The sequence below is a fragment of the Bradyrhizobium sp. B117 genome, assembly GCF_038969555.1.
GTDB lineage: Bacteria > Pseudomonadota > Alphaproteobacteria > Rhizobiales > Xanthobacteraceae > Bradyrhizobium.
In genome coordinates this window covers 3155522-3179909 of sequence record NZ_CP152414.1, presented here as the reverse complement: position 1 = coordinate 3179909, position 24388 = coordinate 3155522, and the positions used below count along the sequence as shown (strand labels likewise).

At 58.7% G+C, this 24388-nt stretch carries 21 protein-coding genes and 2 pseudogenes; 8 read left to right on the top strand and 15 right to left on the bottom strand.

Annotated elements, in window-relative coordinates; all coding sequences use genetic code 11:
* Window positions 1-165 precede the first annotated feature (165 nt).
* Window positions 166-357 carry a DUF3606 domain-containing protein gene (locus AAFG16_RS15565; RefSeq protein ID WP_342739689.1) on the bottom strand — a complete coding sequence of 64 codons (192 nt, stop codon included), beginning with the start codon at window positions 355-357 and terminating at the stop codon, window positions 166-168.
* Between the two features lie 33 nt (window positions 358-390).
* Entirely contained in the window at window positions 391-1308 is a 918-nt protein-coding gene (ligD, locus tag AAFG16_RS15560; protein WP_342739688.1) for a non-homologous end-joining DNA ligase, read from the bottom strand.
* A gap of 260 nt (window positions 1309-1568) precedes the next feature.
* On the opposite strand from ligD, the gene AAFG16_RS15555 reads away from it, so the two are divergent.
* Together AAFG16_RS15555 and AAFG16_RS15550 are read left to right on the top strand one after the other, a co-directional pair.
* Complete coding sequence (locus tag AAFG16_RS15555) at window positions 1569-1814, top strand: hypothetical protein (protein WP_283085317.1); 246 nt, start codon at window positions 1569-1571, stop codon at window positions 1812-1814.
* Window positions 1789-2064, top strand: coding sequence for a hypothetical protein (locus AAFG16_RS15550; RefSeq protein WP_342739687.1), 276 nt, complete (start codon window positions 1789-1791; stop codon window positions 2062-2064). The genes AAFG16_RS15555 and AAFG16_RS15550 overlap by 26 nt, the downstream gene beginning before the upstream one ends.
* A gap of 1216 nt (window positions 2065-3280) precedes the next feature.
* Here the strand turns inward: AAFG16_RS15550 and AAFG16_RS15545 are convergent.
* Complete coding sequence (locus AAFG16_RS15545) at window positions 3281-3631, bottom strand: hypothetical protein (RefSeq protein WP_283085319.1); 351 nt, start codon at window positions 3629-3631, stop codon at window positions 3281-3283.
* 475 nt (window positions 3632-4106) lie between these two features.
* Here AAFG16_RS15545 and AAFG16_RS15540 point away from each other — a divergent pair, with 475 nt between their 5' ends.
* Window positions 4107-4706 carry a DNA ligase gene (locus AAFG16_RS15540; RefSeq protein WP_342739686.1) on the top strand — a complete coding sequence of 200 codons (600 nt, stop codon included), beginning with the start codon at window positions 4107-4109 and terminating at the stop codon, window positions 4704-4706.
* 63 nt (window positions 4707-4769) lie between these two features.
* On the opposite strand, the gene AAFG16_RS15535 is transcribed toward AAFG16_RS15540, so the two are convergent.
* From AAFG16_RS15535 to AAFG16_RS15525, 3 genes are all read right to left on the bottom strand, one after another.
* Window positions 4770-4961 (bottom strand): CsbD family protein, encoded by a 192-nt coding sequence (locus tag AAFG16_RS15535; protein ID WP_283085321.1) that lies wholly within the window; start codon window positions 4959-4961, stop codon window positions 4770-4772.
* A 200-nt stretch (window positions 4962-5161) separates the two neighbouring features.
* The gene (locus AAFG16_RS15530; protein ID WP_342739685.1) at window positions 5162-6481 is read right to left on the bottom strand and encodes a GAF domain-containing sensor histidine kinase; all 1320 of its coding nucleotides are present in this window, start codon (window positions 6479-6481) and stop codon (window positions 5162-5164) included.
* 814 nt (window positions 6482-7295) lie between these two features.
* Window positions 7296-7475: a hypothetical protein gene (locus tag AAFG16_RS15525; RefSeq protein ID WP_283086894.1), complete on the bottom strand. Its 180-nt coding sequence runs from the start codon at window positions 7473-7475 to the stop codon at window positions 7296-7298.
* Between the two features lie 892 nt (window positions 7476-8367).
* Between AAFG16_RS15525 and AAFG16_RS15520 the strand changes: the two genes are divergently transcribed.
* Together AAFG16_RS15520 and AAFG16_RS15515 are read left to right on the top strand one after the other, a co-directional pair.
* A complete protein-coding gene (locus tag AAFG16_RS15520) occupies window positions 8368-8505 on the top strand; it encodes a hypothetical protein (RefSeq protein WP_283085322.1) in 138 nt (45 codons plus the stop codon).
* A 22-nt stretch (window positions 8506-8527) separates the two neighbouring features.
* Window positions 8528-8758 carry a hypothetical protein gene (locus tag AAFG16_RS15515; protein WP_283085323.1) on the top strand — a complete coding sequence of 77 codons (231 nt, stop codon included), beginning with the start codon at window positions 8528-8530 and terminating at the stop codon, window positions 8756-8758.
* Window positions 8759-9026: 268 nt separating this feature from the next.
* Here the strand turns inward: AAFG16_RS15515 and AAFG16_RS15510 are convergent, their stop codons facing one another.
* Both AAFG16_RS15510 and AAFG16_RS15505 read right to left on the bottom strand, forming a co-directional pair.
* The gene (locus tag AAFG16_RS15510; protein ID WP_283086895.1) at window positions 9027-9788 is read right to left on the bottom strand and encodes an outer membrane beta-barrel protein; all 762 of its coding nucleotides are present in this window, start codon (window positions 9786-9788) and stop codon (window positions 9027-9029) included.
* 815 nt (window positions 9789-10603) lie between these two features.
* Window positions 10604-11002, bottom strand: coding sequence for a nuclear transport factor 2 family protein (locus tag AAFG16_RS15505; protein WP_342739684.1), 399 nt, complete (start codon window positions 11000-11002; stop codon window positions 10604-10606).
* 162 nt (window positions 11003-11164) lie between these two features.
* On the opposite strand from AAFG16_RS15505, the gene AAFG16_RS15500 reads away from it, so the two are divergent.
* A complete protein-coding gene (locus tag AAFG16_RS15500) occupies window positions 11165-12535 on the top strand; it encodes an IS1182 family transposase (protein ID WP_342739683.1) in 1371 nt (456 codons plus the stop codon).
* Window positions 12536-12860: 325 nt separating this feature from the next.
* Here AAFG16_RS15500 and AAFG16_RS15495 read toward each other — a convergent pair whose 3' ends face one another.
* Together AAFG16_RS15495 and AAFG16_RS15490 are read right to left on the bottom strand one after the other, a co-directional pair.
* Window positions 12861-13343: a hypothetical protein gene (locus AAFG16_RS15495; RefSeq protein WP_283085325.1), complete on the bottom strand. Its 483-nt coding sequence runs from the start codon at window positions 13341-13343 to the stop codon at window positions 12861-12863.
* A gap of 200 nt (window positions 13344-13543) precedes the next feature.
* Window positions 13544-13711, bottom strand: a pseudogene (locus tag AAFG16_RS15490) (integrase); the annotation flags it as partial.
* A gap of 205 nt (window positions 13712-13916) precedes the next feature.
* Here AAFG16_RS15490 and AAFG16_RS15485 point away from each other — a divergent pair.
* Window positions 13917-15275, top strand: a complete 1359-nt coding sequence (locus tag AAFG16_RS15485) for an IS1182 family transposase (protein ID WP_342740911.1) — start codon at window positions 13917-13919, stop codon at window positions 15273-15275.
* 183 nt (window positions 15276-15458) lie between these two features.
* Here AAFG16_RS15485 and AAFG16_RS15480 read toward each other — a convergent pair.
* Window positions 15459-17169 (bottom strand): annotated as a pseudogene (locus tag AAFG16_RS15480) (arylsulfatase).
* A 629-nt stretch (window positions 17170-17798) separates the two neighbouring features.
* Here AAFG16_RS15480 and AAFG16_RS15475 point away from each other — a divergent pair.
* Window positions 17799-18881, top strand: a complete 1083-nt coding sequence (locus tag AAFG16_RS15475; protein WP_342739682.1) for a beta-propeller fold lactonase family protein — start codon at window positions 17799-17801, stop codon at window positions 18879-18881.
* A gap of 298 nt (window positions 18882-19179) precedes the next feature.
* On the opposite strand, the gene AAFG16_RS15470 is transcribed toward AAFG16_RS15475, so the two are convergent.
* The 4 genes from AAFG16_RS15470 to AAFG16_RS15455 all read right to left on the bottom strand — a co-directional run bounded on the left by AAFG16_RS15470 (window position 19180) and on the right by AAFG16_RS15455 (window position 24352).
* Complete coding sequence (locus AAFG16_RS15470; RefSeq protein ID WP_342740910.1) at window positions 19180-19806, bottom strand: ATP-binding protein; 627 nt, start codon at window positions 19804-19806, stop codon at window positions 19180-19182.
* On the bottom strand, window positions 19779-20768 hold the full coding sequence (locus AAFG16_RS15465) for an MASE4 domain-containing protein (RefSeq protein WP_342739680.1): 990 nt from the start codon (window positions 20766-20768) through the stop codon (window positions 19779-19781). The genes AAFG16_RS15470 and AAFG16_RS15465 overlap by 28 nt, the downstream gene beginning before the upstream one ends.
* A gap of 415 nt (window positions 20769-21183) precedes the next feature.
* The gene (locus AAFG16_RS15460; protein ID WP_342739679.1) at window positions 21184-22629 is read right to left on the bottom strand and encodes an IS1182 family transposase; all 1446 of its coding nucleotides are present in this window, start codon (window positions 22627-22629) and stop codon (window positions 21184-21186) included.
* 217 nt (window positions 22630-22846) lie between these two features.
* The gene (locus tag AAFG16_RS15455) at window positions 22847-24352 is read right to left on the bottom strand and encodes a tetratricopeptide repeat protein (RefSeq protein WP_342739678.1); all 1506 of its coding nucleotides are present in this window, start codon (window positions 24350-24352) and stop codon (window positions 22847-22849) included.
* Window positions 24353-24388 lie beyond the last annotated feature (36 nt).

Sequence of the window (24388 nt, the reverse complement as noted above, 5' to 3'; positions counted from 1 at the left end):
GAACTCCGAGACCTAGCGACGGGTCAAAGCCCGCATCCCACCAATGCACGCCATCATCGTCAGCCAAAGAATAGCCCCACGACCATGCGAGCGAAGCATATCATAAGGCTAGACATGCAAACGGCTATCGCGATGTCGATGTAGAATAGCAGCCATTCGCGGTCCTCATCGCGCATCTGCCTCTTTGCCCAACTCCTTGCGCACCGTAGCTGCGGAGTTGCCCACCTTATCGACTGCTTTCTGAAGCTCTTCGCGGGTCACGCCAAGCGCGTGGGTCCAGTACTTCACCTCGTGAGCCTCATGCATGTTTATCTTGCTGCGGTCGGGCTGACCACGCTTGGTTAGGTTATCGGTCACGCTCGTCCTCCCTATTTGAAGAGGAGAACTCAGCTAGGAACGGCGCGTTCCTTTACTCAGTCCCTTAAACGAGCTTGCGCGCAGCAAGCCTTCCGAGGTGATGTCCCGATACTCGATGTCGGCGTAGAATGCCGGTTCGACCCACGTCGCCTTAGGCTTTTTGATAGGCTTTATTAGCTTGGCTTTTGGGCTCACCACCGTGTCCAGCGCCTTGCGGATTTGAGCAGATGTCGTGCGGGACCAGCCGGTGCCGACCTTGCCCACGTAAACCAGCTCTTCGCCTTGCTGCTTGCCAAGGTACAGCGCGGCTACTCCCGACGGGTCTTTGATGAACCCAACCACCGGGAATGTACCCTTGTGTATAGTTTTGACCTTAAGCCAAGCCTCGGTGCGCTCCGAGCGATATGGAGCCTCGGCCTTCTTGGATAAGATACCTTCGTAGTGCAGCTTGCTTGCGGCCTCGAACAGCTCGTTACCATCGCCGATCACATGTTCACTGTAGAGCGCAGGTGCCTCGATTTTGTGAGTATCAAACAATTCCTGCAGCAGCTCCTTGCGTGCGAGCTGCGACGCACTTCGCAAGTCTTTGCCATCGAGCCATAGAAAATCGAAGGCGTAATACAACAGGCGATCCTGATTGCCTCCGGCGAGGTCAGCCTGCAACTCGGAGAAGTTGGTCCGGCCGTCATGCACGACAACGACTTCGCCGTCGATGATCGCCTGACCGGGAAGGTCAAAAGCGCCGGCGATGACGGAGAAACGCTTGATCCAATTCAGGCCGGTGCGGGTAAATGCTTTGCGGCCATCGCCGTCGATATGGAGCTGGATGCGGTAACCGTCATATTTAATTTCATGGAGCCAATTTTCTCCTGAGGGCGCCTTGCTTTTGAGCGTGGCAAGTTGGGGCTTGATGAAGCCCGGCATCGCAGGTGCTTTGGTACGCCTCGCCACTACGCAACTCACAAAAAATCCGACGACGGGCAGCCTACCCTGTCAGCAACGAGTTCAAAAACGTGCGGGCCGGCACTGCCGTTCCAAGGCCGCCGCAAGACCTCGGGACCCGGTCGATTACAACACGCTAAAGATCGAAGTCCAGACTCGGTCGCAACTGCAGCATGCGTGGGCAACGGCCGTCGAGACCGTGGGCACACTCCAGCAGCGGGCGCTCAAGTCCAGCCAAGGCGAGAAAGATTGGCTGCGATTCTTTGCTTTTGGCCAGCAGCGCCTTTGCATTGCGGGAAGGCACGCCGCCCGTTCCGGGAACGCCCAACGTCTATCGTGAACTCGTCCACGAAATGCGCGACTACGTGCGTCGGCTCGATCTGGCGAAGCGGCTGGAGGCCTACGGGCACGCCATGAACCTGTTGTCCAGCCCGCAGCACAACAGAGGCGACAATCACTATTTCCTGTTGGAGATGAACCCCCGCGTTGATGTCGGTCCAGGTCACCACCTTTAAGTTCGGCGAATCGACGCTGGCGAATCAAAGATATCTCGACTTCGAGCGCAGGCTGAAAGGCATCCCCGGCGCGGAGGCCGTCCTTGTCTCGGTTGTTTCCTCTGACGCGGTGCGGAAAGCCTATCCTAATTATTTTCTCGACACTCAGGTGTTCGTGCGGCTTATTCGAGAGGCGACCAAAACACTCAGGCCGCCACCGCGCCCCTCAGGGGGGCCGCCCGACACAAGGCAGCTCGATCTGTTCAAGTAGCAGGCGCTTTGGTAGTTCGGACCGGCATTTAGGCTTTCCCTTCCGCCTCGCTCTCCTCAAGCGCGATCTTCATAAACTCATCGCGGTTGAATGCGACCTGCCCGACCGTTTTAGCCTCGAATAGCGGCGCACGTGCTTCCCTTAAATGCTGTGCCCGGCTCGCACGTGTAGAGCATAGGTCGGAACGGCCCCAAGCCCATCTCCAGGGCTGGCAGGTGACGAGCCGGGGCCCGTGCACGCTAACCCAACGCATGCGCTGGCAGTAATCTCAGCCCGAGATTTCTCTTCGTCTGTACGAAATGGACCGGATTGGAGATTAAATTCGAGGCGACCGGCTAGATGAAAGACGGCTCCGTTTGACCCGGGGGGACCCGTCCTGCCAACCCTTCATGCCAGCCCGTGTGAAGGGCTAACAACCAAATTTCACCCCCCGTGTGTTGTTCCTGCTGGTTCGCCGTTGGGCGCGATCAGAACAAAGGGGATCGCGAAGCGTTTAAGTCGCGCAACTCAATCCGGAGGTCGTCATGATCAAGAAGGCGTTTTTCGCTCTTAGCGTCGCAGCGGTGCTTGCCCTGGCGCCCAGTGCAGCGTCCGCCCAACGCGGCTTTCATGGAGGATGGCACGGCGGCGGTTGGCATGGCGGCGGTTGGCGCGGCGGCGGATGGGGTACACCAGCTGTGGGCATAGGTCTCGGCCTTGGGCTCGCCAGCGCGGCAGCTTGGGGACCTGGCTGGGGGTGGGGAGGACCTGGCTGGGGACCCGGCTGGGGAACGCCGGGTTGGAGTTACGCAGCGTATGGCGGTTGCACGCGATGGCGTCGCGTCTGGACTGGCTGGGGTTGGAGGCTCAGGCCAGTGAACGTGTGTTGGTGAGATTGAAGCGGCCCCGACCGCAGCGACTGGAGGGGGTCTGTTGGTCCGGGGCCGCACTTGCTGGCTCAGCGGCGAATCAGTTTGAGCAAAAGATGCGGTCCGTCATCCGTCGTTCCTATTTTCCGGAGAGCAGCTCGTCGCCCGGCGTCAGCAGGCGCACATAGGTGCCGCTCTCGTGGAGTTCGAGCCAGCCTTTCTCGACCGCATACTTGATCCCAGCGCCGAACTCCGGGCCGCTCGCCTTCAGCTGGTAGAGGAACGGCGCGTTGAGCTTCTCGATGCGAATGCGCCCGTCCTGGATTGGCGGGATGCCTAGCGTCGTGCTGCTGATGCGGTGCGCCGTGTCAATCGGTCAGGTTAAGCGTCTTATCGGCGCAGACGTTTATGCCGGAAGCATCCGCCAACTGGCCGTCGTCGAACCTCCCGCGCAGATCGAAGCGGCAATCGCTGGCCTGTGGCAGTTTAGCCGACGCTTGCTTGCCGGGTTTCAGCGGGCCGAGCACTTCCTTCCAGTCTGCAGAGCCGGACTTGGTCGCCTCTAGCTGGATCAGATCCGCTTTGCGCGAGTTCGTCACTGTGACGGTGACCGCGCCCGCTTGGTTCGCCTTCGCCTTCGGTTTAGGCGCGGCGTGCGCGGCGCTAAAGCCGAACAGAGTTGCTCCCACGAGCGCTGCAGCAAGTGTCCGAGTGTACATCGGATTGTCTCCGTTTGGCCCCCAGCGGCGACGGTCTCATTCTTCAGCGCGAAACGGTCCCGACTATGGCCAGTTCGCGTGTTTCATAGATCAAGGTGAAGAAATCCCTTCACCCAGTAGTCCAGCGCTCCCGGCGCGCAGTGCGGCCTTCCTGCGGGCCTCTGACCTGCCCATCGCCTGTCTCGCCGTGATGGGAGCTGCGCTCGATGGTGACGCCGTGAGACGAGATAGCTCGATCCAGCTACGTGCGTTTTGTCGGCGGTGCAGAAATTCGTTGCTGATGCGACCCATAGGCAACTTTCGCCATGTACTCGTCCCGGCACACACAAAAAATGGGAACCGCACCAATGATCGATCCAGCGCGGCACTACCGTTGCAACGTGCAGGACTTCGTGTTCGATCTGACCGACTTCGTCAAAGAGCGGATCGGCCGGGCGCGTTGCGATGTCCCGCCCCGGTACATAGATCGCGGCTTATGGTATCGCGTACTGAGTTCGCCCTCCCGGTCAAGGGCATCAAAGTCCCGACTGGTGACAACTGGCTCCACGAGATCAAGCACGACGGCTACCGCATCAAACTGATGCGGGAGGGCAAGCGCGTGCGCCTCATCACCCCGGGCGGCAACGACTGGACCGACCGCTATCCCTGGATTGTCGAGACCGCGCTGACGCTCCGCAGCGAGCAGTTCATTCTTGATGGCGAGGCGGTCGTGCTCGGCGTCGATGGCAATTCCGACTTCAGCGCGCTGCATTCGCGCAAGCACGACCACGAGGTGCAGTTCTACGCCTTCGACATCCTGAGCGCCGATGGTGACGACTATCGCCGCTTGCCGCTCTCACTCCGCAAGACGAACCTTGCGCGGCTGTTGCGCAACCGAGCCGAGGGCATTGCCGCCGCTCCGTTCGAGCAGGGCGGGATCGGACCCGACCTGTTCCGGCACGCTTGCATCATGGGGCTGGAGGGCATGGTCTCGAAGCAGGTTGATCGCGCCTATCGCGAGGGCCACTGCGACCACTGGATCAAGAGCAAGAACCCGAAGCATCCCGCCTACCGCCGGGTGCAGGATCAGTTCTGATCTAGGGCGAAAGAAAAGGCCGCCCCGAGGCGGCTAGTCCAAGATCGATCTTCCTTCTTCTACTTATTTCTTGAGGGCGTCAGCGGCGTCCCGCGCTGCGTCCTTCACATCTCCTGCAGCCTGGTGGGCCGATCCCTTAGCCTTATCCATCTTGCCTTCGCCTTCGAGGTCCCTGTCTCCGGTAAGCTTGCCAGCGCCCTCTTTGATCGCGCCTTTTGCCTTGTCGGCAGCGCCCTTCACATGTTCGCGGTCCATGATCGTGTTCCTTTGCCGTTCTTAAGACGGCACAACGAAAGCGTAGCAAAGAGGTTCCTTGAGAACGTGCGCCGTGGTGGTCTGCTGCTGGCCTGAGCCCAAAGCCGGACGCAGGGCAGCGTACCGTCACAAGCCCCCTCGTGACCGAGGGGAAGTATTGGGTGAATGCTCACTCTTCTGCGACGAGAGTGGCTGCGCCTTCATCGCTTCTGTTGGTCGGTGCGTGCTGCAAAGGTTGCCGTGAAAATCGTGCTGTCGTCCGTCGAAGTGGCAGAGATCTGTCCACCATGCGCCCTTGCGATTTCCTGTGAGATATAGAGACCAAGCCCCAATCCCTTCTGGTTAGGCAGAACGTCACCTCGGTGAAAGGCGGTAAAAAGGTGCGGCATCGCTTGCGCTGGGATCGGCGGTCCCTTGTTGATCACCTGGATCCTAAAGCCCGCATCACTGGACCTCGCAACAATATTGATGGGCTCGTCGGGCGCACCATAGGTAATCGCGTTGCCGAGCAAATTGGATATCATCTGGCTCAATCGACCCGCGTCAACGTTTACCGCCGCTGGTGCGTCAACATCCAACAAAATGCGGCGCTCTGAGTGCACGCTTTCGAACTCGGATACGATCTGAATTATGATGGGTCGCAAGTCCTGGCGTTCGGACCTCAGTTGCATCCCGGCACCCAGGCGGAAGCGGGCGAAATCCATGACGTTGTCTATCAAACCCGCCATCCGATTGACGCTGCCCTGCAAAAGCGCGATCCAATCTTTCCCTTCCTGATCGACCTTCTTGTTTAAGAGCCGCAGGCCGCCCTGAATCGAGGCAAGTGGATTTCTGAGGTCATGGCCGAGGACGGCGATGAATTGCTCACGAAGCTCCGCATTCTTCCGTTCCGCTGCAAGCTTGCTTTCGGTCAATTCCATTCGTTCGGCTGCGTCGAGATGAGCTGCAATCAGCTCCGCAAACAGCTTGAACATGCCAACGACTTCAGGGGTATTTAGCTTGCGCGGTTTCGGGTCGATTGCACAGAGCGTTCCGAAGAATGAGCCATCCGGAAGAACAATCGGGACCGAGATATAGCTCTGAAAACCGTACTGAGCCGGAGTATGGTGGTTGCAGTACTCTGAGTCCTCGCTGACATTGTCGATGATCACAGCCTCGCGGCTTTGGCGAATTTCGTGGCAAATCGTGCTCTCGATCTTCAGCTCGTCGCCCGGCTTCAGCCCGAAGGCGAGGTCGTCTCGCGATGCACAGGTGATCCATCTGTCCTCGGTGACGCGGGCAACTGCGGTAAACCCCATGCCCGTCGTTCGACTCACCACGTCAAGAATGGTCGAGACAGCGGCAATTCCGCTGACTTTCGTGATGTCATGTTCGAATTCCATCCAGTCCCCCACGCACACGAACTCTTTGTTCCAGTCTGAACGCTGCTTCAGCCTAACCAAATAAATACCCGTCTGCACAGCGCGAAAAGTGCCTGGGCTGCCGTGCCTGCCATCGAATTGTGCCCGCTGCTTGGCCATCGGACCAAGTTCTGCTTGTGCCCCATCGGCGAAGTTGCGCCTCGTCTGCCGAAGGTCCGCTAACTGCGCCCGCGCGGACCGGATTTGCTCAATCTGAGTTCTTCGCACTTGACCCAAAGCAGTCAAATTAGGGCCAGACCACCCGTGGCTGGGCCGATGCTCCACCGTCGTGCTTAAGAACATTTCTCCCGTCGCAGCGTTAGCCGTCAGGAGCAATCATGAATCATCAGGACTGGCGCTTTTACGGATTTGTGGGCGGATGCCTACTGGCCGCCGTCATATTCGTCGCAGCGGTTGTCGGCGGCCAGGTTGGTGGAACACGAGTGGCTGAATTGCCTCAAAATTCGTACAGTAAGCCGAGTCAGAACCCGGGAATGTAGTGATGAATTACGGCGCACGATGCAATCTGCGGAAATAGTAGTAAGGTTGTTAGGGCTGTCCGGCCAATGAAGATGCTGAAAATTCAGGTCAGCTTTTTGGGGTAGATCGGACGCAACTAGTCTTCCTTTCCGAGGGGCGCTCGTGACCCGAAGCAGTCCTGACCCACTCGCGTTGCAGCGTTCGCACCTGTGCAACTACCGACGACCCTCAGTTTTTGATGAGGATCGAATGAACCGGCGGGATTTTATCGCGGGTAGTGCGGCACTGCTTGTCTCGCCGCGCATTCGTGGGCAGAGGGGCCGAACAGTGAAGTTTGCGCGATCATGGTCGGATTGAAGGGAAGAACCTGATCATTGACTACAGATCGCCTGTCGCGATTAGACATACTCTCCGAGCGTCAATGCAAGACGCGGGAAAGGCTCGCCGATGCACACTACCAGTTAGACCAGTCCTGACGCTCTTCGATGGCGAGTTCCACCTTGGTGGTGAGCCACAATAGGTTTGAGGAGAGATCAGCAAACAACTCCTTCTTCGATTGGTCGGCTGCATGGCGTCTGCTGATAAGCGCGCACTCCTCCGCTTCGGTGAGGAGTTTTTCTAGGTGGGTTTGCATGTCGTGCAAGGCTGTACCCTTGCGGCACTAACGTGTCGGCACGCCAGCGTGTCGCGGAACTGACGTCGCTCATCTGCAATCGGCCGCCGGGTTGGTCGTTCCTAAAGTGAATTAGGAATTCGGGAGGATCTTGTGTGCGATATGACACCAATGCTGTAGTTCGCATACTTGAAAGACAGCTTATGGCCCTTCAGCGAAGTTGTGCCTCGTCTGGCGGAGGCCCGCTCCTTGCGGATAAGCGGAGTGGATTTGCTCGCTCTGAGTTCTTCGCGTTTTTGGGGGGCGCCGAGCGCCGCCCTGGTGCTAGGATCGACCGCATGGCAGACCACAGTTCCCGGAAAGTATACCTGCCTCACCGTGTGGATCACGGGCGGTACGCACTGCTCTACGCTCGCTACGTTAGGGCCTACCGGGAGAGCCTTGAGACGTTGAAGCTCCACAAGCCTGACACTTTCCTAGGCCGGAAGACACAAGAGCCGTTCCCGCTGGAACCGCAACCGGCGGAGCCAGCCGACAGAGGCTTGAAGCCCAGCAACTTCCTCGACGCGGCTGGTCCTCATCACCGGCTTCGGCTCTGCCCGTAGGTGTCGGTGGCTGAGAGACCCAGCGCGCTCCCGCCTGCTAACAGGGGAGTGCTGCTATATCGGAGTATTCTCGAAAAATTTCAGTTCAGACCGCCCTCATCGCCGAAGAGATTGAGCGAACCAGGGAAATATGTGCGCAGTCGCTGGCGCTTCTCCGGTTGCCCATTCCGAGCACGTTTCTCGGCAACAAACTGCACCCACCGCCTAAGACGGAAGAGGACGAGTAGCCGCCTCAGTCTGCTATGGTCGAGCGTAGTGTAGGAACGACTTTAACTGCTGCTCTGTTGCACACCCGCTGGGAGAACTTCATGTGCGACAAATGCGTAGAACTCGACATCCAGATTGCTCGCTATCGCCTGCTCGACCGGAAGCTGGAGGTGGCGGCAATGGAAATGGTAGCCGACCTCGAGGCGCAAAAGGTCGCGCTCCACCCCCTCAGTGAGTAATGACCCGAACGAGGGCCGATTGATGCCGAGATACTTCTTCAACGTCCACGATACAAAACCAATCATCGACACCGAAGGGGAAGAGTTGCCGGATGCTGAGGCTGCTTGGCGGGAAGCAATAAAGTTTGCTGGTGCAATCTTCCACGACGTGGACGGAAAGTTTCGACCTGGGCAGGAGTGGTCACTCGAAGTTGCCGACGAAGCCCGGCGGCCGGTCTACTTCATCGTCATAAGCTCAAAGAGAATGCAGTAAAGCGTCTCAAACGCGACTTCGATTGGCCTCTTGGAGGCCGCGCGGCCCTAGCGGGCGGCTTCGTTCTTTCGAATGTTTCCTGATGGCCCGACTGACCAAGCCCAGGGCGTAGCGACGTCTGCTTGCCGAAGGAAAGCTGACCACTGTCGGACCGGCTTCGAAGGCAGCCTTTGACCCAACTCAGACATCGCAAATGCAGCAATCGCGAGCAGTTCATAACCAAAAAAGCCCCGGCGCGCCGGGGCTTTGGTTGGCGCAGACGAAGCGATTAGTATCTGGTCGGAGAGCCGTAACCGCCGAAGCGATAGTTCAACCGGACGGTGACCATGTCGACGTCCTGGCTGAACCTTTCGCCAACGAGAGTGACACCACCGGGCGTGACCAAGCCTGCACCCACGAATGTGCGGGTGTCATTCCCCATCCAGAGATGGTCGTATTCAACACCAACCGTCCAGTTGGGCGTGAAGCCATATTCCCAGCCGACGCCCAAGGCGCCGCCCCAGCGCGTATGACTTGCCGAGTCCAGGCCCACTCCGGTGAAGTTGTTGAAGACATCAAGACGATTGTGGGTCACGGCCGCACCACCCTTCACGTAGAGCAGCGAGGCGTTCCACGCCCAACCGAGTTGAGCCGTGAACAGCCCAATAGCGTCGGTTTTCCCTGTGGTCGAAATGAGCGGATCGACTAGGCTCACGCGCGTGTTCGTGATGTCGGCCCAATCGCCCTGCGCCTCCAATCCGAAAACGAACTGGTTGGTTTGCCAGCGATACCCGATCTGTCCGCCGACAAGGCCGCCGGAGCGATCCGCGCAACGACCTGCGACTGTTCCGAGAGCAGTTACGAAATCCACGCAACCGCGGCTTTGGCCCCATCCGCCGTTGGCGCCAATGTAGAAGCCAGTCCAGTCATAGACTGGAGAGACCATCGGGGGCGCCTTGGTGTAGGGGCGTGCCGCCATGTCAGCCGCCGACGCAGGAGCAGATAGACCCACTGCCATCATCCCCGCGGCGGCAATTAAGAGCTTTTTCATTACGAGAAATCTCCCCAGAAAGAAGTTCGAAAAAGGCACGAGGCCCACGCGAGGAATCAATGCTACCCGCTTCGCCTGCAGGTTGATGTAACCGAGGCGCAACACTCGAGTCGAATGCGGGGCAAGAATTTCTTAATTTTATTAACGACTTACGGGGAACCAAATGCACGCCAACGTGTACATCGCGGGAAATGAAAAACCGCGGACCTTGAAGAGCCAGCGGGTTGAATTGGAGATTGCGAGCTGACCTCCGACTTAGCGCTGCGGCACGGCAGACGCGTCACAAACCTGTGGCATGACCGTTGCACAATTCGAGGTAGCTGGTATTTCGGCACCCAGTTAGAGAATAGGCGCTGCCGGGACGCATATTTCGAGCCCGGCGACGCTTCACTTCCTTTCCCCTCGCGCCATCGCTACGGCGCATATTGTTTCGACGACCGGGATATTTGGCGCATGGCATACGACACAGCGACAGTAGATATGCTCCGCAACGTTCTAGATGATGTTCTTTCCCACCCGTCGTTCACTCGTCAGCAGCAGCGATCTGCCGTGGAAGTGGCCGAGCGCGTCCTCTGGCTGGCTTCGCAAGGGGAGCGTGAACCGATTAGGATCAAGCGGCACCTGCTGAATGAGTTCTTGGTGTCTGGATCGACTGCTAGCGACTAAGCTCAAAGTCCGTTTGTGGCTCGCAACTGAACACCCGACTGGCCGTGGCAACGTCGCCTGTGGAGGGTCAACCAGACCATAAGAATTCGCGGCCGACCGCTGCTTTTGACTCCGAAGGGAGGCCGGAAAGGAGAGCCAGCGTCTCAGGATCAGAACCGGTCCTCCCGCTGCTCATCGCCTTGATACTCGCGGAAGTCGGTCGCCTTTCCGTTCTTCATCCGCCAGACGTGGATCTCCGGAAACGACGCGGAAAGCCCGTTTCGTTCTGCTTTCACAGTGACCAAGGCGACAACGAGACCGTGGTCAGCCAGCACATTGTGAACATCAATTCCGAACGCGCCTCCGGAAAGCTCCATCGTGCGTTGAAAGAAGCCTCCGACCTGATCGTGGCCGGTATAGTTGCCTGAGAGCAGACTATGACCGGGAACGTGCCAGGTGATGCTCGCGTCGAGGACCGCAAATACGGAAGGAATGTTTCCTTGCGCAAAATCTTCACAATCACCGAATTCGGATCGCTCATTGTTGCCTCCTACATAAGGGTTAAACACCTCTTCGGGACTTATCGTGATCGCTGATTAACGCGGAATTATAGCAGGCGAGGGGCCACCTCGAAATGTCTCCCCTTGGCCGATTTTGTTGCAAAAGTCAGTTGAGACGAGCCGGCAAGCGTGATTCCGTTGTGTTGACGCGAATCGCGACGAGGTCGATCCATGATGGGCCGTCTGAAGAGTGACCAAGGTCAACTGTTCTACGAGTTTCATCTCAGCGACGCGGTTCCCGAAGATCATCTGGTGCGGAAGATCGACACTGCTCTCGATCTGTCTTGGCTTCGCAGCGAACTTGCTCCTCATTATTCGTCCATGGGTCGTCCGTCGATCGATCCGGAGCTGATGATCCGGATGCTGGTCCTGGGGTATGTCTTTGCGCTCCGCTCGGAGCGGCTGATCTGTCGTGAAGTACAGGTGAACCTCGCCTATCGTTGGTTCTGCAAACTCGGCATTGAAGATGCCATCCCAGACCATTCGGCCTTCTCGCGGGCCCGCAACGAGCGTTTCCGCGAGGGGGATGTTTTCCGTCGCGTGTTTGAACGCGTCGTCGAGGCGTGCATTTTGGCGGGTCTGGTTGGTGGCGAAGGCTTTGCCGTCGATGCGAGCCTGATTGCTGCCGACGCCAACAAGCAGCGCTCGATTGCGGGTCAGGATTGGCGCAAGGATCGCGATCCGGCGAGGTCAAGCCGCGCGGTGAAGGAGTATCTGGCAACCCTCGACGATACGGCGTGGGGCGCGGCCAGCGACGTTGTCCCGAAGTTCATCTCGCTGTCCGATCCCGCGGCCCAGTGGACCGGAGCTCACAAGGGACCAGCATTCTTCGCTTACTCCGACAATTATCTCATCGACGTGAAGTTCGGCGTCATCGTTGATGTCGAGGCGTCCCGCGCCATTCGCCAGGCCGAAGTCGGTGCAGCAAAGACCATGATCGAACGAACCGAGGAGCGCTTTGGTCTCAAGCCGGAGCGGCTTGTCGGGGATACCGCTTACGGGGCTGCTCCGATGCTGAACTGGCTAGTCGAGGAGAAGGGCATCGCGCCACATATCCCCGTGTTCGACAAGTCGAAGCGAGATGACGGCACCTTCTCACGCAGTGACTTTCGATATGATCCGACCAGCGACGTCTACCACTGTCCGGGCGGAAAGCGGCTCGGGACGAGCGGCACCGTGCACGAGGGTAAAACGTTTCTGTATCGTGCGAGCAAGCTCGACTGCGACGCATGCCCGCTTAAACCGCAGTGCTGTCCAAAAGAACCATCGCGCAAGATCCCGCGCGACATACATGAGCACGCCCGGGACGTCGCCCGGTCGTTCGCTGGCACCGAGGGCTTCGAGACGTCGCGACGTCAGCGCAAGAAGGTCGAGATGCAGTTTGCACACTTGAAGCGCATCCTGAGGCTCGGTCGACTTCGGCTTCGTGGCCCACGGGGCGCCCAGGACGAGTTTGTTCTGGCCGCCATCGCTCAAAATCTGAGGCGCCTCGCGTTGTTCGTTGCGCGACCACCACCCGCTCATGCCCTGTGCATTGCGTAGCGTAGGAGTTGCATTGAGAGCGTCAGGGACGGCGGATCAAAGCCGGTCCGCCTTACCGAATGGCCGAAAGACATCCGTCGGTTACAGCCGCCTTTTGCAACAAAATCGGCCCGTTGCTGACCACCGCTCTCGGCCTCGCACCGTCCGCTTCCGAGGGTTGAGCGGAAAGTCATCCTGGAGACGCCGGGCCAGCCTTTGACCCTAAGCAGACTTAGGTGCTGCCCCGGTCTGGACTTCGTGCGCACGATCATACTTGCCTGCCAATGGCCCAGGAAGTTGCGGATGCGCTGCATCGGCTTGCCCGATGCAGCGCCAGGCACGTTCCTCACTGCCTTTCGTAGATGGCAACGCTGCTAATGGGCTGACCGTTGGCGCCGGTGCCCTCGGTAGTAACCGTGAAAGTCTTTCCGTCGGGCGAAATCTCGTTGGAGCCGGTTTGAATCGGCTTTTCGGCTTTGGACCGGACCCACTTCACGTGGTGATCATCGACTGATGTGTAGGTCGTCGCATCAAACAAGGGATTGCCCGTGGTGGGGTGAGGCTTCCCATCGTAGATGTGCATGAACACGATCTTTGAGGCGTGACCCTGAGCATCGATCGTCTCGGCAGTATTCTGGAGATCTTGCCCGACCCTCTGAAAATTTAGCGTTTGGCTCTTGGGTGGTGGGCCAGGACTAAATTTTGATTTTTCGACGTTGAGCCTCCAGGTCCCTATCAAGAGATCGCTCTGTGCGAGCCCCATCTGGGGTCCTGCACAGGCGAATGCAGCAGATAGCAGCCCCAAAGCCAGGACAGTTCGTCGGTTCATGCTGTTCCTCCCTATAGTATCATCAACGACCTCTGATGCGTTTCCGTTGAAAAATGACGAGTAGTGGCAGCTAAGCGCTGCCAGCCGTCAATGTAACCCTGACGTGTAATCTGAATCAAAGGGTTTGTGAGATCTGAGAGCTGCCACGCCTCGGAGCCGTCTTTGAGGGCAGCGCAGAGCGCGTCTGCTCTGCCCCGAAGTCAGACGTCGACTTGTTCTGCTATCGCGAGGACGTCGTCGACCTCGATGCCGAGATATCGAACGGTGCTCTCAATCTTAGTATGCCACAGAAGGAGCTGTACGGCTCGCAGGTTGCCGGTTCGGCGATAGATCAAGGTCGCCTTGGTCCGGCGAAGGGAATGCGTCCCTACCGACGCTGCATCGGCATTTGTGGAGCACCAGCACATCAAAGAAAATGAAGTAGGGCCGCTCCAGCTGGCGTCCTCTTTCATTCAGCCCACGTTGACTTCCGCTGCTGGCCGATTTTGTTGCAAAAGTCAGTTGAGACGAGCCGGCAAGCGTGATTCCGTTGTGTTGACGCGAATCGCGACGAGGTCGATCCATGATGGGCCTCTGAAGAGTGACCAAGGTCAACTGTTCTACGAGTTTCATCTCAGCGACGCGGTTCCCGAAGATCATCTGGTGCGGAAGATCGACACTGCTCTCGATCTGTCTTGGCTTCGCAGCGAACTTGCTCCTCATTATTCGTCCATGGGTCGTCCGTCGATCGATCCGGAGCTGATGATCCGGATGCTGGTCCTGGGGTATGTCTTTGCGCTCCGCTCGGAGCGGCTGATCTGTCGTGAAGTACAGGTGAACCTCGCCTATCGTTGGTTCTGCAAACTCGGCATTGAAGATGCCATCCCAGACCATTCGGCCTTCTCGCGGGCCCGCAACGAGCGTTTCCGCGAGGGGGATGTTTTCCGTCGCGTGTTTGAACGCGTCGTCGAGGCGTGCATTTTGGCGGGTCTGGTTGGTGGCGAAGGCTTTGCCGTCGATGCGAGCCTGATTGCTGCCGACGCCAACAAGCAGCGCTCGATTGCGGGTCAGGATTGGCGCAAGGATCGCGATCCGGCGAGGTCAAGCCGCGCGGTGAAGGAGTATCTGGCAACCCTCGACGATACGGCGTGGGGCGCGGCCAGCGACGTTGTCCCGAAGTTCATCTCGCTGTCCGATCCCGCGGCCCAGTGGACCGGAGCTCACAAGGGACCAGCATTCTTCGCTTACTCCGACAATTATCTCATCGACGTGAAGTTCGGCGTCATCGTTGATGTCGAGGCGTCCCGCGCCATTCGCCAGGCCGAAGTCGGTGCAGCAAAGACCATGATCGAACGAACCGAGGAGCGCTTTGGTCTCAAGCCGGAGCGGCTTGTCGGGGATACCGCTTACGGGGCTGCTCCGATGCTGAACTGGCTAGTCGAGGAGAAGGGCATCGCGCCACATATCCCCGTGTTCGACAAGTCGAAGCGAGATGACGGCACCTTCTCACGCAGTGACTTTCGATATGATCCGACCAGCGACGTCTACCACTGTCCGGGCGGAAAGCGGCTCGGGACGAGCGGCACCGTGCACGAGGGTAAAACGTTTCTGTATCGTGCGAGCAAGCTCGACTGCGACGCATGCCCGCTTAAACCGCAGTGCTGTCCAAAAGAACCATCGCGCAAGATCCCGCGCGACATACATGAGCACGCCCGGGACGTCGCCCGGTCGTTCGCTGGCACCGAGGGCTTCGAGACGTCGCGACGTCAGCGCAAGAAGGTCGAGATGCAGTTTGCACACTTGAAGCGCATCCTGAGGCTCGGTCGACTTCGGCTTCGTGGCCCACGGGGCGCCCAGGACGAGTTTGTTCTGGCCGCCATCGCTCAAAATCTGAGGCGCCTCGCGTTGTTCGTTGCGCGACCACCACCCGCTCATGCCCTGTGCATTGCGTAGCGTAGGAGTTGCATTGAGAGCGTCAGGGACGGCGGATCAAAGCCGGTCCGCCTTACCGAATGGCCGAAAGACATCCGTCGGTTACAGCCGCCTTTTGCAACAAAATCGGCCAGAAGGAGACATTTTTTGGTGCAGCGTGGGGCGGCCGAGAGGCCGGCCGCCCCACCTTGACGATATGAATTTTTATTTCGCCATCGCCGTCCTGGCGGCCTCGATCTTGGCCTTCACCGCATCTAGATTGAAGCTTGCCCCCCTCTGCATCGGCGGAAACTCGATCGCCGTCATGGCCAGTTTCTCGACCTCCTGCTGAACGAACACGAAGCGCCAGAATTCATATTTGAACCAGTCGAAGTATTGCTGCGCGCCAAATTTGGTCCCGCTATCGGGCCAGCCAGTCCGCTCGAACGGATCGAGGCGAAGGTTGGTCAAATAGGGCACGTCAACCTTGCTTTTTTCGCCCAGCCAGCCTCCAGGCTGGTCGATGAAACGATACTTGAAGTCGTCGATGCGCACGGCTCCCAGCTCGCTCTCGCCGAAGTACCAGATTTCGTGCCGCCTCGACGGCCCTTTGCCGGTGATCATGTCCATCTGATTGTAACCGTCCAGATGGCACTTGTAGGTGCGGTCCCCGATGTGTTTGCCCTTCTTCAACTCCTCGACAATGTTCGGGTTGCCGGCTGCGGCTAGTAAGGTCGGGAACCAGTCCAGCCCGGAGATGATGCCGTTCTCGACCTTGCCGGCCGGCACCTTGCCAGGCCAGCGGATCATTGCCGGCACACGGAAACCGCCTTCCATGACGGTGCCTTTGCTTTGCGCGAATGGCGTCTGTCCGCCATCCGGCCAGGTGAAGACCTCTGTGCCGTTGTCGGTAGTGAAGATTACGATGGTGTTGTCATCCACGCCCATGTCCTTGAGCTTTTGCATAACGATGCCGACATCGTCGTCGAGCTGCGCCATACCGGCTTCATGAATCGTCCAGCCGTTCTTGGAATTGCGCATCGCCTGGTATCTTGGCGACAAGTGCGTGACGATGTGCATGCGGGTTGGATTGAGCCACAGGAAGAACGGCTTGTTGTCGGCCTTGGCCTTCTCAATGAACTTCAAAGCAAGGTCCCGGATTTCGTCGTCCACGGTTTCCATCCGCTTGGGATAGAGCGTGCCGGCGTCCTCGATCCTTTGCTTGCCCACCTTGCCCCAGCGCGGGTCCACGGTGGCATCGTCGACATCGGTCGCCCACGTATGGAGCATGTTGCGCGGACCGACGACGTTCAACAGGTCCTGCGGATAGCCCGGGGTGGGCCGGATCTTCCATCGCATCGAGGTGATACAGGTAGCCGAAGAATTCGTCGAAGCCATGCACCGTCGGCAAAAACTCGTTCTTGTCGCCAAGGTGATTCTTGCCGAATTGGCCGGTGGCATAGCCCATGCCCTTTAGCGCGGTGGCGATGGTCACGGCCTCCGCCGGCAAGCCGGTGGGAGCGCCGGCCTGGCCGACTGTGGTCATGCCGGTCCGGATCGGCAACTCACCGGTGATGAAGTTGGCGCGCCCCGCCGTGCAACTCGCCTCGGCGTAGTAATCGGTGAACAGCATGCCTTCGGCGGCGATCTTGTCGAGGTTTGGCGTCCGCCCGGCCATCATCCCGCGGTGGTACGCGCCGATATTCCAGATGCCGATGTCGTCTCCCATGATGACGACGATGTTCGGCCGCTGGCCGGCCGCTGCGGGCGCTGGTGCCGGTTGCTGCGCTTGTACCGGACTCGTCAATCCGACCGCCGAGAGCGCCGAAGCAGCGACGAGAGAACTACCACTCAACAAGAGATCGCGGCGTTTCAATCCTGCGCTGCCGGGTCCGGTCTCCTTGTTTGGCTCGGCCGGAATCCTATCGTTACTCATTACATGATCCTCTTCCTGGCGATGCGCCTGAAGCCGGAATGGCTTGCGGCGGCGTCGATCAGCTCGAGCTATCCGCGCCGATCGATGACGGCGGCAAGAGTCGCGAGCGCAAGGATGTCTGCCGCCTTAAGCACCTGGCGCTTATTTGGATCGGATCTTTAGCCAGGCGATCAAAGCCAAGCGATTCCCGCGCCGGTTGATATAGATCAAAGAATATCCGAGGTGGGTTCTGGCTACGCGAGAGGGAGAGCAGATCCGCTAAGGGTCAAAGGCGAAGAACTCAGAGCGAGCAAATGCAGTCCGGTCAGCCGCAGGAAGCGGGCCTTCGCTGAACGAAGCGCAACTTCGCTGATGGGCCAAAGCCGGCGGTGGAGGCCGCTGCGAGCTTCCGGTCTTCCTCGACTGCCGACGCTTGGGCAAGCATTGAGTTAGGCAGCTCGGGCCACGAGCAGACGAAGCGCTACTAGCAAAGGAATGATTCACGGCGTAAGCTGCCGAGAACCGCCCGCCAGAGGCGGGCGTTATTTTCGGAGGACGCCAAGATGTCGCGTAACCGTTCCATAGGACTATCATTCGCGGCCGTCATGCTGCTAACTACGAGCTTTAGCAATGGGCACGCGAAGCCCTTCATGATTGTCGGCCTCGATGAGAAACTTCTGTGGGACGAAAGCGGCAAGCCCATTCTGTCCGCACCCGGCAAGGATCAAGTTCTGATCGTCGACCTCGCATCTCCTGAGACCCCCAAGATCATCGCTGCCCTGCCGCTCAAGAACTCGGTCGTCGGACCGCCCGTGAACGTTGCGATCGATCCCAGCGGCGCGGTGGCGCTGGTCGCCGACTCCGTCGATGTCGTCAAGGACGGCGACGCGCTGAAACAGATGCTCGATAATAGGATCTACGTCGTCGACCTGCAGGCCAATCCGCCTAAGCTGGCGGCAACGCTCACGGGTGGGAAGCAGCCTTCAGGGCTCAGCTTCAGCCCAGATGGCAAGATGGCACTGGTCGCCAATCGAGGAGACAATTCGATCAGCGTCCTCTCCGTGAACGGCACGGACGTGAAGATCACGGACACCGTTGCGATGCCGGACAGTCCGTCGCACGTGACGTTCACCCCGGATGGCAAGCGAGCCTTGGTCGCCCGCTTCCCTGCTCATAAGATCTCCATGCTGGACGTTGCGGGCGAAAAGGTGACGTACAACAAGATGGATCTGCCCACCGGTCAATGGCCGTACAATGTTGCGGTCGCACCGGCCGGGAAAATCGCCCTAACCTCTGACAATGGTAATGCGGGTGCTTCCGATGGAAGTGTGGATACCACGAGCGTCATTGATTTGGAGGCCAATCCGCCGCGCATCATCGATCGCGTGGTGGTGGGCGACGGCCCCGAGGGACTCGCAATCAGCCCAAAGGGCGACGTCGCGGTTGCCGTGATTCTGCGCGGTTCAAATATGAAGAACGCATACTTCTACGAAAAGAACGGCAGCATTTCGGTGCTCAAGATCGACGGGAAGAAAGTGAGCAAGACTGGAGACATCGAGGTGGGCGGCTTACCCGAAGCGGCAGTGTTCACGCCCGACGGCAATTACCTCCTTGTTGGCAACTACCTTACGCAGGACTTCTCGATCCTGAAGGTCGATGGCAGCAACATCATGGACACCGGCAAGCGCTTCCAGGTGCCCGGACATCCCGCCTCGGCCAGGATGGGGCCTTAAAGCTTTCGCCATTCGAATATCCGTCGAAGGCCCGCCTTCCTCGCGGGCCTTCGTTATTTCGTTGGTAACGTTTGCGATCGGCCCGCCCAGCGCATCATGTACATCGATGCCTCCATGACCGCTTCGGGTCAAAACGCGAAGAACTCAGGTTGAGCAAGTCTGGTCCGCTCTGCCCCAACGAACGGACCTCCGTCAGGCGCGGCGCAACTTCGCCGATGAGCCATAGTCGGACTCAGGCGGCTCAGAAGATCGCTCAAGCACTCGCGGCCGACCGTGATACGGATGGGGCCGGCCCCAATTAGGATGCGCTGCCCGGATCGAAAGGCACAGCGAAGTGAAAAATGGCGCCGGGGCCCTTATCGGGGATTACCGATATTTCTCCTTTATGCGCCCCGATGATCGATCGGCAGATCGCCAGCACCATGCCCATGCCGTCCTCCTTGGTCGTGAACATCGGGTTGAATATTCGATCATCGGTGCCCGGCTCGAGTCCTTTCCCCGTGTCTTGCACCGACACCATCACATATCTGGACTGATGGACTTCGGACTTTATGGAAAGCAAGCGCTCCCCATCCCCGGTGGCCATGGAGTCGATTGCATTCCCAATCAAATTCACCAGCACTTGCTGGAGCTGAATCTGTTCGCCTCTTATCCTCGGCAGTCGTTCGTTAAGGTCGGCTCGAACGGCGATCCGATTTGTTCGCAGCTTGTCGCCAACGACCGTCAGGGCTCCCCGGATGACATCGTTGATATCAAGGTAAGTGCGGGGCCGTACGCCCATCCTGAAATGCGTCCGGATATTTTCGACCAAGGCGTCCGCACGGTCTCCTGCAGTCACAACGCGCCGCAAAGCATCCCTGGCACGATCGAGCTCAGGCTCGCCGCGATCAAGCCAATTCAATCCTGCGTTTGCACTGGCTTTGATCGTTGTGAGTGGCTGTTTGATTTCGTGGGCAATTGATGCCGAAACGGCATCGCCGGAGCCTCACGTTCGCGACGCTGCGCCAGGACCGCGCGGTGCAGCTGCGCGTAAAGCGTCGTTATCTCATGCAACAGCACAATGAGCACAAGAATGCTGGATACGAACCCGAAGACGCGGCCGGCATACCAGCCGGCGCTGAACCGGGCCAGACCGGGATACGAGACCAGATAGATCTCAATTGCATAGGCACAAACAACCGCCATCAGCCACAGATCGAGCACCGAGCGCTGGCGTATCCAGAGCAAAGTGAGCGCAATTGCGTTCCACAGGATTAGACAACCGGCCAGATAAAGCGCGAAGGTAGAAAAATGGACCGGGTCGAGCATGATGCGGGGTAAGTATGCATCACCCACTATGGCAAGGACTGTCACCGAACACACAACGGCTGACGTCATCGCAACACTCGAAAGAATCGTCGCGCCCACTGAGCCCTCCCACAATCGCTTAGGCGAATTGACACCCTTCAAGAGGGTATACGCGATGACGAACGTAGGAAAACCGGCGTACCTCACAGCGTTGAGCCAATCCGTGCTCTGTAACCCCGTGCCAAGCAGGCCAGCTGGCGCGAACGCTCCCGGAAAGACCAGCATCCAGGGGACAAGCATGAGCGCTGTGAAGAGATACCCGGTTGAGATTGCGAGGATGGCACACGAGCGCAGGATGGCGAACTGGTTGAACAGCAGGACCGCGGTGATCATGTCATTCACGAACATCGCCATGCCGTAGGCCGGGACGAAGGAGTCGATCCGCCTCAGCTGGATATTCGAGAGGCCCCCTGCCAAGATTAAAAGGACGCCAAGGAAGGCGAGCATAACCGCAAGGGCAAGCCGTTTCTGCGCGCGCCCGGGCGGTAAGGTCGAAAGGGTGAAAGGCTGATCCTCTGGCATGATGTCCGGCTTCATCATCGCAGCGGCTCCTCGCAGCGGCTAGAACACGCAGCACGAAACCCAAGCAGCTTCGCCATTCCCGTCACACGCTGCAAAGTTCACCGTATCTCTGCACATGGGACGGCGGACGACGATTGAGGAAATGTCGCCGCCTCCGAAAAGCTGGGCCGGCGAGGTTTCCTGTGGTGGTGCGCCAATGACGAATTCTCGGTCGTCCCGGTTCACGATTAGACCCCAGGGCATCAGCCTATCTCGTTTGACCGCGTAGATCGACGTCAGGTTTGGGTCTTGGTTGTGTGCAAACGGATAGGTCGGACGCGGCGTGGTCGCCAATCATTGCAGGCGGCCGGTGCTGACGCATCGGATCGTCCAATGACCGGCCAAAGTGGGTATCGCGACGGGGTATTGCGGTTTTGGACGCGCTTTCCGGCCTTCAGGCGGCGCGGATGGCTGCAATCAGGCGCGGTTTGCCGACGATGTTCATCACCCGTGTGAGGTTATAGGCGAGAACATGCAGCGCCATCTCAGCGGCGACATTCCGTAGGCGCTTCATCAGGAAGTGGGTCGCACCCATACGGGCTTTGATCGTGCCGAAGGGATGCTCGACTGTCTCACGTCGCGTCCGCATGGCGTCAGGATTGGAATCGAGCCGTCGCTGGACCTCCTCGACCACATGCCCATGCTCCCAGCGCGTGATCCGGCGCTCCTTGGACGGCGTACATTGGCTCTTGATCGCGCAGCCTTGGCATGCCGCCGTCGACCAGTAACGGCGCAGCGTCATTCCATGCTCGATGTTGGTGAAGTGATAGGGCAGCAGCTGGCCCGATGGGCAGCGGTAGACATCCTCATCAGGCAGGTAGGCGAAGTCCTGTTTGCCGAACCGGCCCTCCGCCCTGGCGTTCGACGTCATGGGCTTGGGCAAGGTGACTGCAACGCCAGCCTCTTCGCAGGCCAATATCTCCTCTCCGTCGAAGTAGCCACGATCGGCGACCGCATCGAGTTTGTCCACTGCGAGCACTTCTTTGGCCTGCTTCGACATCCGAGCAAGCTGCCCACGGTCGTTGCCGACGTTTATGACCTCGTGCGTCACAATCAGATGGTGTTCGGTGTCCACCGCGACCTGGACGTTGTAGCCGACGACACCCGATCCGCGTCCGCTGGTGGCCATCGAACGGGCATCCGGATCGGTCAGCGATATCTGTTGATCCGGCGTGTTGCGCATCTGCGCATCAAGCACTTCCAGGCGGCTCATCTCCTGCTTCAGCCGAGCGATCTTTTCCTTGATCCTCGTCGTCTTGATGCTGATCGCTTCCGATGGCTCCTGCCGATCGGCGCTATCGAGTTGACGCAGATATCGACCGACGCTTTCCTCGATCTGCGCCATCCGCCTTGCCATCTTGGCATGCGTGAAGTTGCGGTCGCGGTTGTTCACCGCCTTGAACTTGCTGCCGTCGATTGCGACGCTTGCGGTCTGCAACAGGCCCATTTGCCGGCATAGTGCAACGAACTTCGCGCAAACCTTCCGGATCGCCGCGCCGTTATCCTTCCGGAAATCGGCGATCGTCTTGTGATCGGGAGCCAGGCGCCCAATCAGCCACATTACCTCGACATTGCGGCACGTCTCACGTTCCAGGCGGCGACTGGATTGCAGCCGATTGAGATAACCGTAGATGTAAAGCTTCAGAAGGACTGCCGGATGATAGGAGGGCCGGCCCGTCTCCTTGGCGATCACACGCTCAAACCCCATTCCATGCAGGTCGAGCGCCTCGACGAACACATCGATCACGTGGACCGCGTTGTCCTCGCCTACCCAATCCTCCAGACATTCCGGCAAGAGCGTCAGCTGGGATCTGTCCGCGCCTTCAACGAAGCGTCCCATCCGTATCCCCCATCAGGAAACGGAAGAATCCTAGCCGACTCGTGACTTTTCACACAGCCAGGGTCAAAACGCGAAGAACTCAGGTTGAGCAAATCTGGTCCGCTCTGGCTCAACGAGCGGACTTACGACCCGCGAGGCGCAACTTCGCCGATGCGCCAATAGGTGACATTCGAGATGAAAGAGGCCGTCCACGTCAGCAAGCGAATAGACTTGCATTTTATTGCTCCCGGACGCCTCCCTTCCTTAGCCCATCGACAATGTCATCGAACTCCCGACGAAACTGCGGGTTGCTTGAGATTGAGTAGCCAAGATCACGGTACCACTGGACCGTAAAGTCTGGTCGAAGCTTGTTCAATTCGGTCAAACTCTGCTGTGCCTGTTCCGATTGCCCCGTGGCTCCGTAAGCCGATGTCAGATCTACATAGGTGTAGAAGTACAAGTTGTTCAGATTGACCGAGCGCCTGCATTCCTCGATCGCTTCCTTGTATTGGTGCAGGTGCAAGTGTGCATGGCAGAGCCAGTAGCGCCAAAGGTGAGCAAAAGGATCTCTGGGACTGAGACGGAGAGCCAACTGGGCAGGCGAGAAGGCTTCGCGCGCCCGCCCGGTGACGACAAATACAATAGCTTTAGCACCGTAGACAGCTGGATTATTTGGATCAATTTCGAGCGCGGCATCGTATTCAGCCAATGCCTCCTCAGGGTGTCCAAATAGAAGAACGAGCCCCTTGGTCGTATGAGCACTCGCGCTTGCCGGGTTTTTTGACAGAACTCTGTCGATGAGGTCGATCGCTTGTTTTCTGTCTTCAACAACGGAAGCAGACCATCGATTGTTGACAGCAGCGGCCAAACACCGCGCTTTCCCAATCATGGCCTCAACGTTGTCCGGATCGAGGCCCAGCGCACTATCGAATAAGTCCCTTGCCTGAGCATTTTGGCTTTTCGACTGCGCCTCGTAGAACTTTGCCCAACCGCGCATCGTGAAGTCCATGGCATCTGGATTCCTCGACCGATCCATTTCGCTGCGACGGCTTTCGGCTTGGATCAGTTCAATGTTGAGCGAGCGGGCGAGCCGCGCTGTGATCTGGTCCTGCAAGATGGCGAGCTTCGCACGATCGCCGTCGAAACGATCGGACCAGACGTCCCGACCGCTCGCGATATCCGTAAGTGATACGTTGACTCGGACCTGATCCGCGTTGCGCCGCACCGCGCCCTGGACCGCCCAGCGGATGCCAAGGTCCTTGCCGAGCGTCCTGAAATCGATCTGCTTGTTCTTGTATGTAAAGGCCGTTCCGCGTCCGATAACGAATGCGCCGGGCATTTGCGCGAGGTCGGTTGTCAGATCGGTCGTAATGCCGTCGGCGAAATAGTCCTGCTCCGGATCGTTGTTGAGGTTTGCGAACGGCAGGACGACTAGCGACAAACGGGGAGCAATGTCGGGCCGGGCCGTCGCCTCCCTCTGCGTCTGTTGCTTGTCCGGAAACACGTCGGTGCGGAGCGTCTTCCACACCGTCCAGTAGCCGACGAGGCCGCCCGCGATCGCGCCGATAGCGGCAATCGAAGCGAGTGCTCCGCCGATCACCTGCAATCGCGCACGGAGGCGACCCTTAAAGTTGAGGCTCGACGCTGGTTTGGCCGGTTCTTTATCAGAAGCCGTTTTGTTCAGTGGGTCTTTATCGGATGCCGGCTTGTCTGGTAGGTCGTTGGAGACTTCCGAGTTGGTCACCGTCGCCTCCCCCGCAGGGGCCAAAGGCCCAGATTA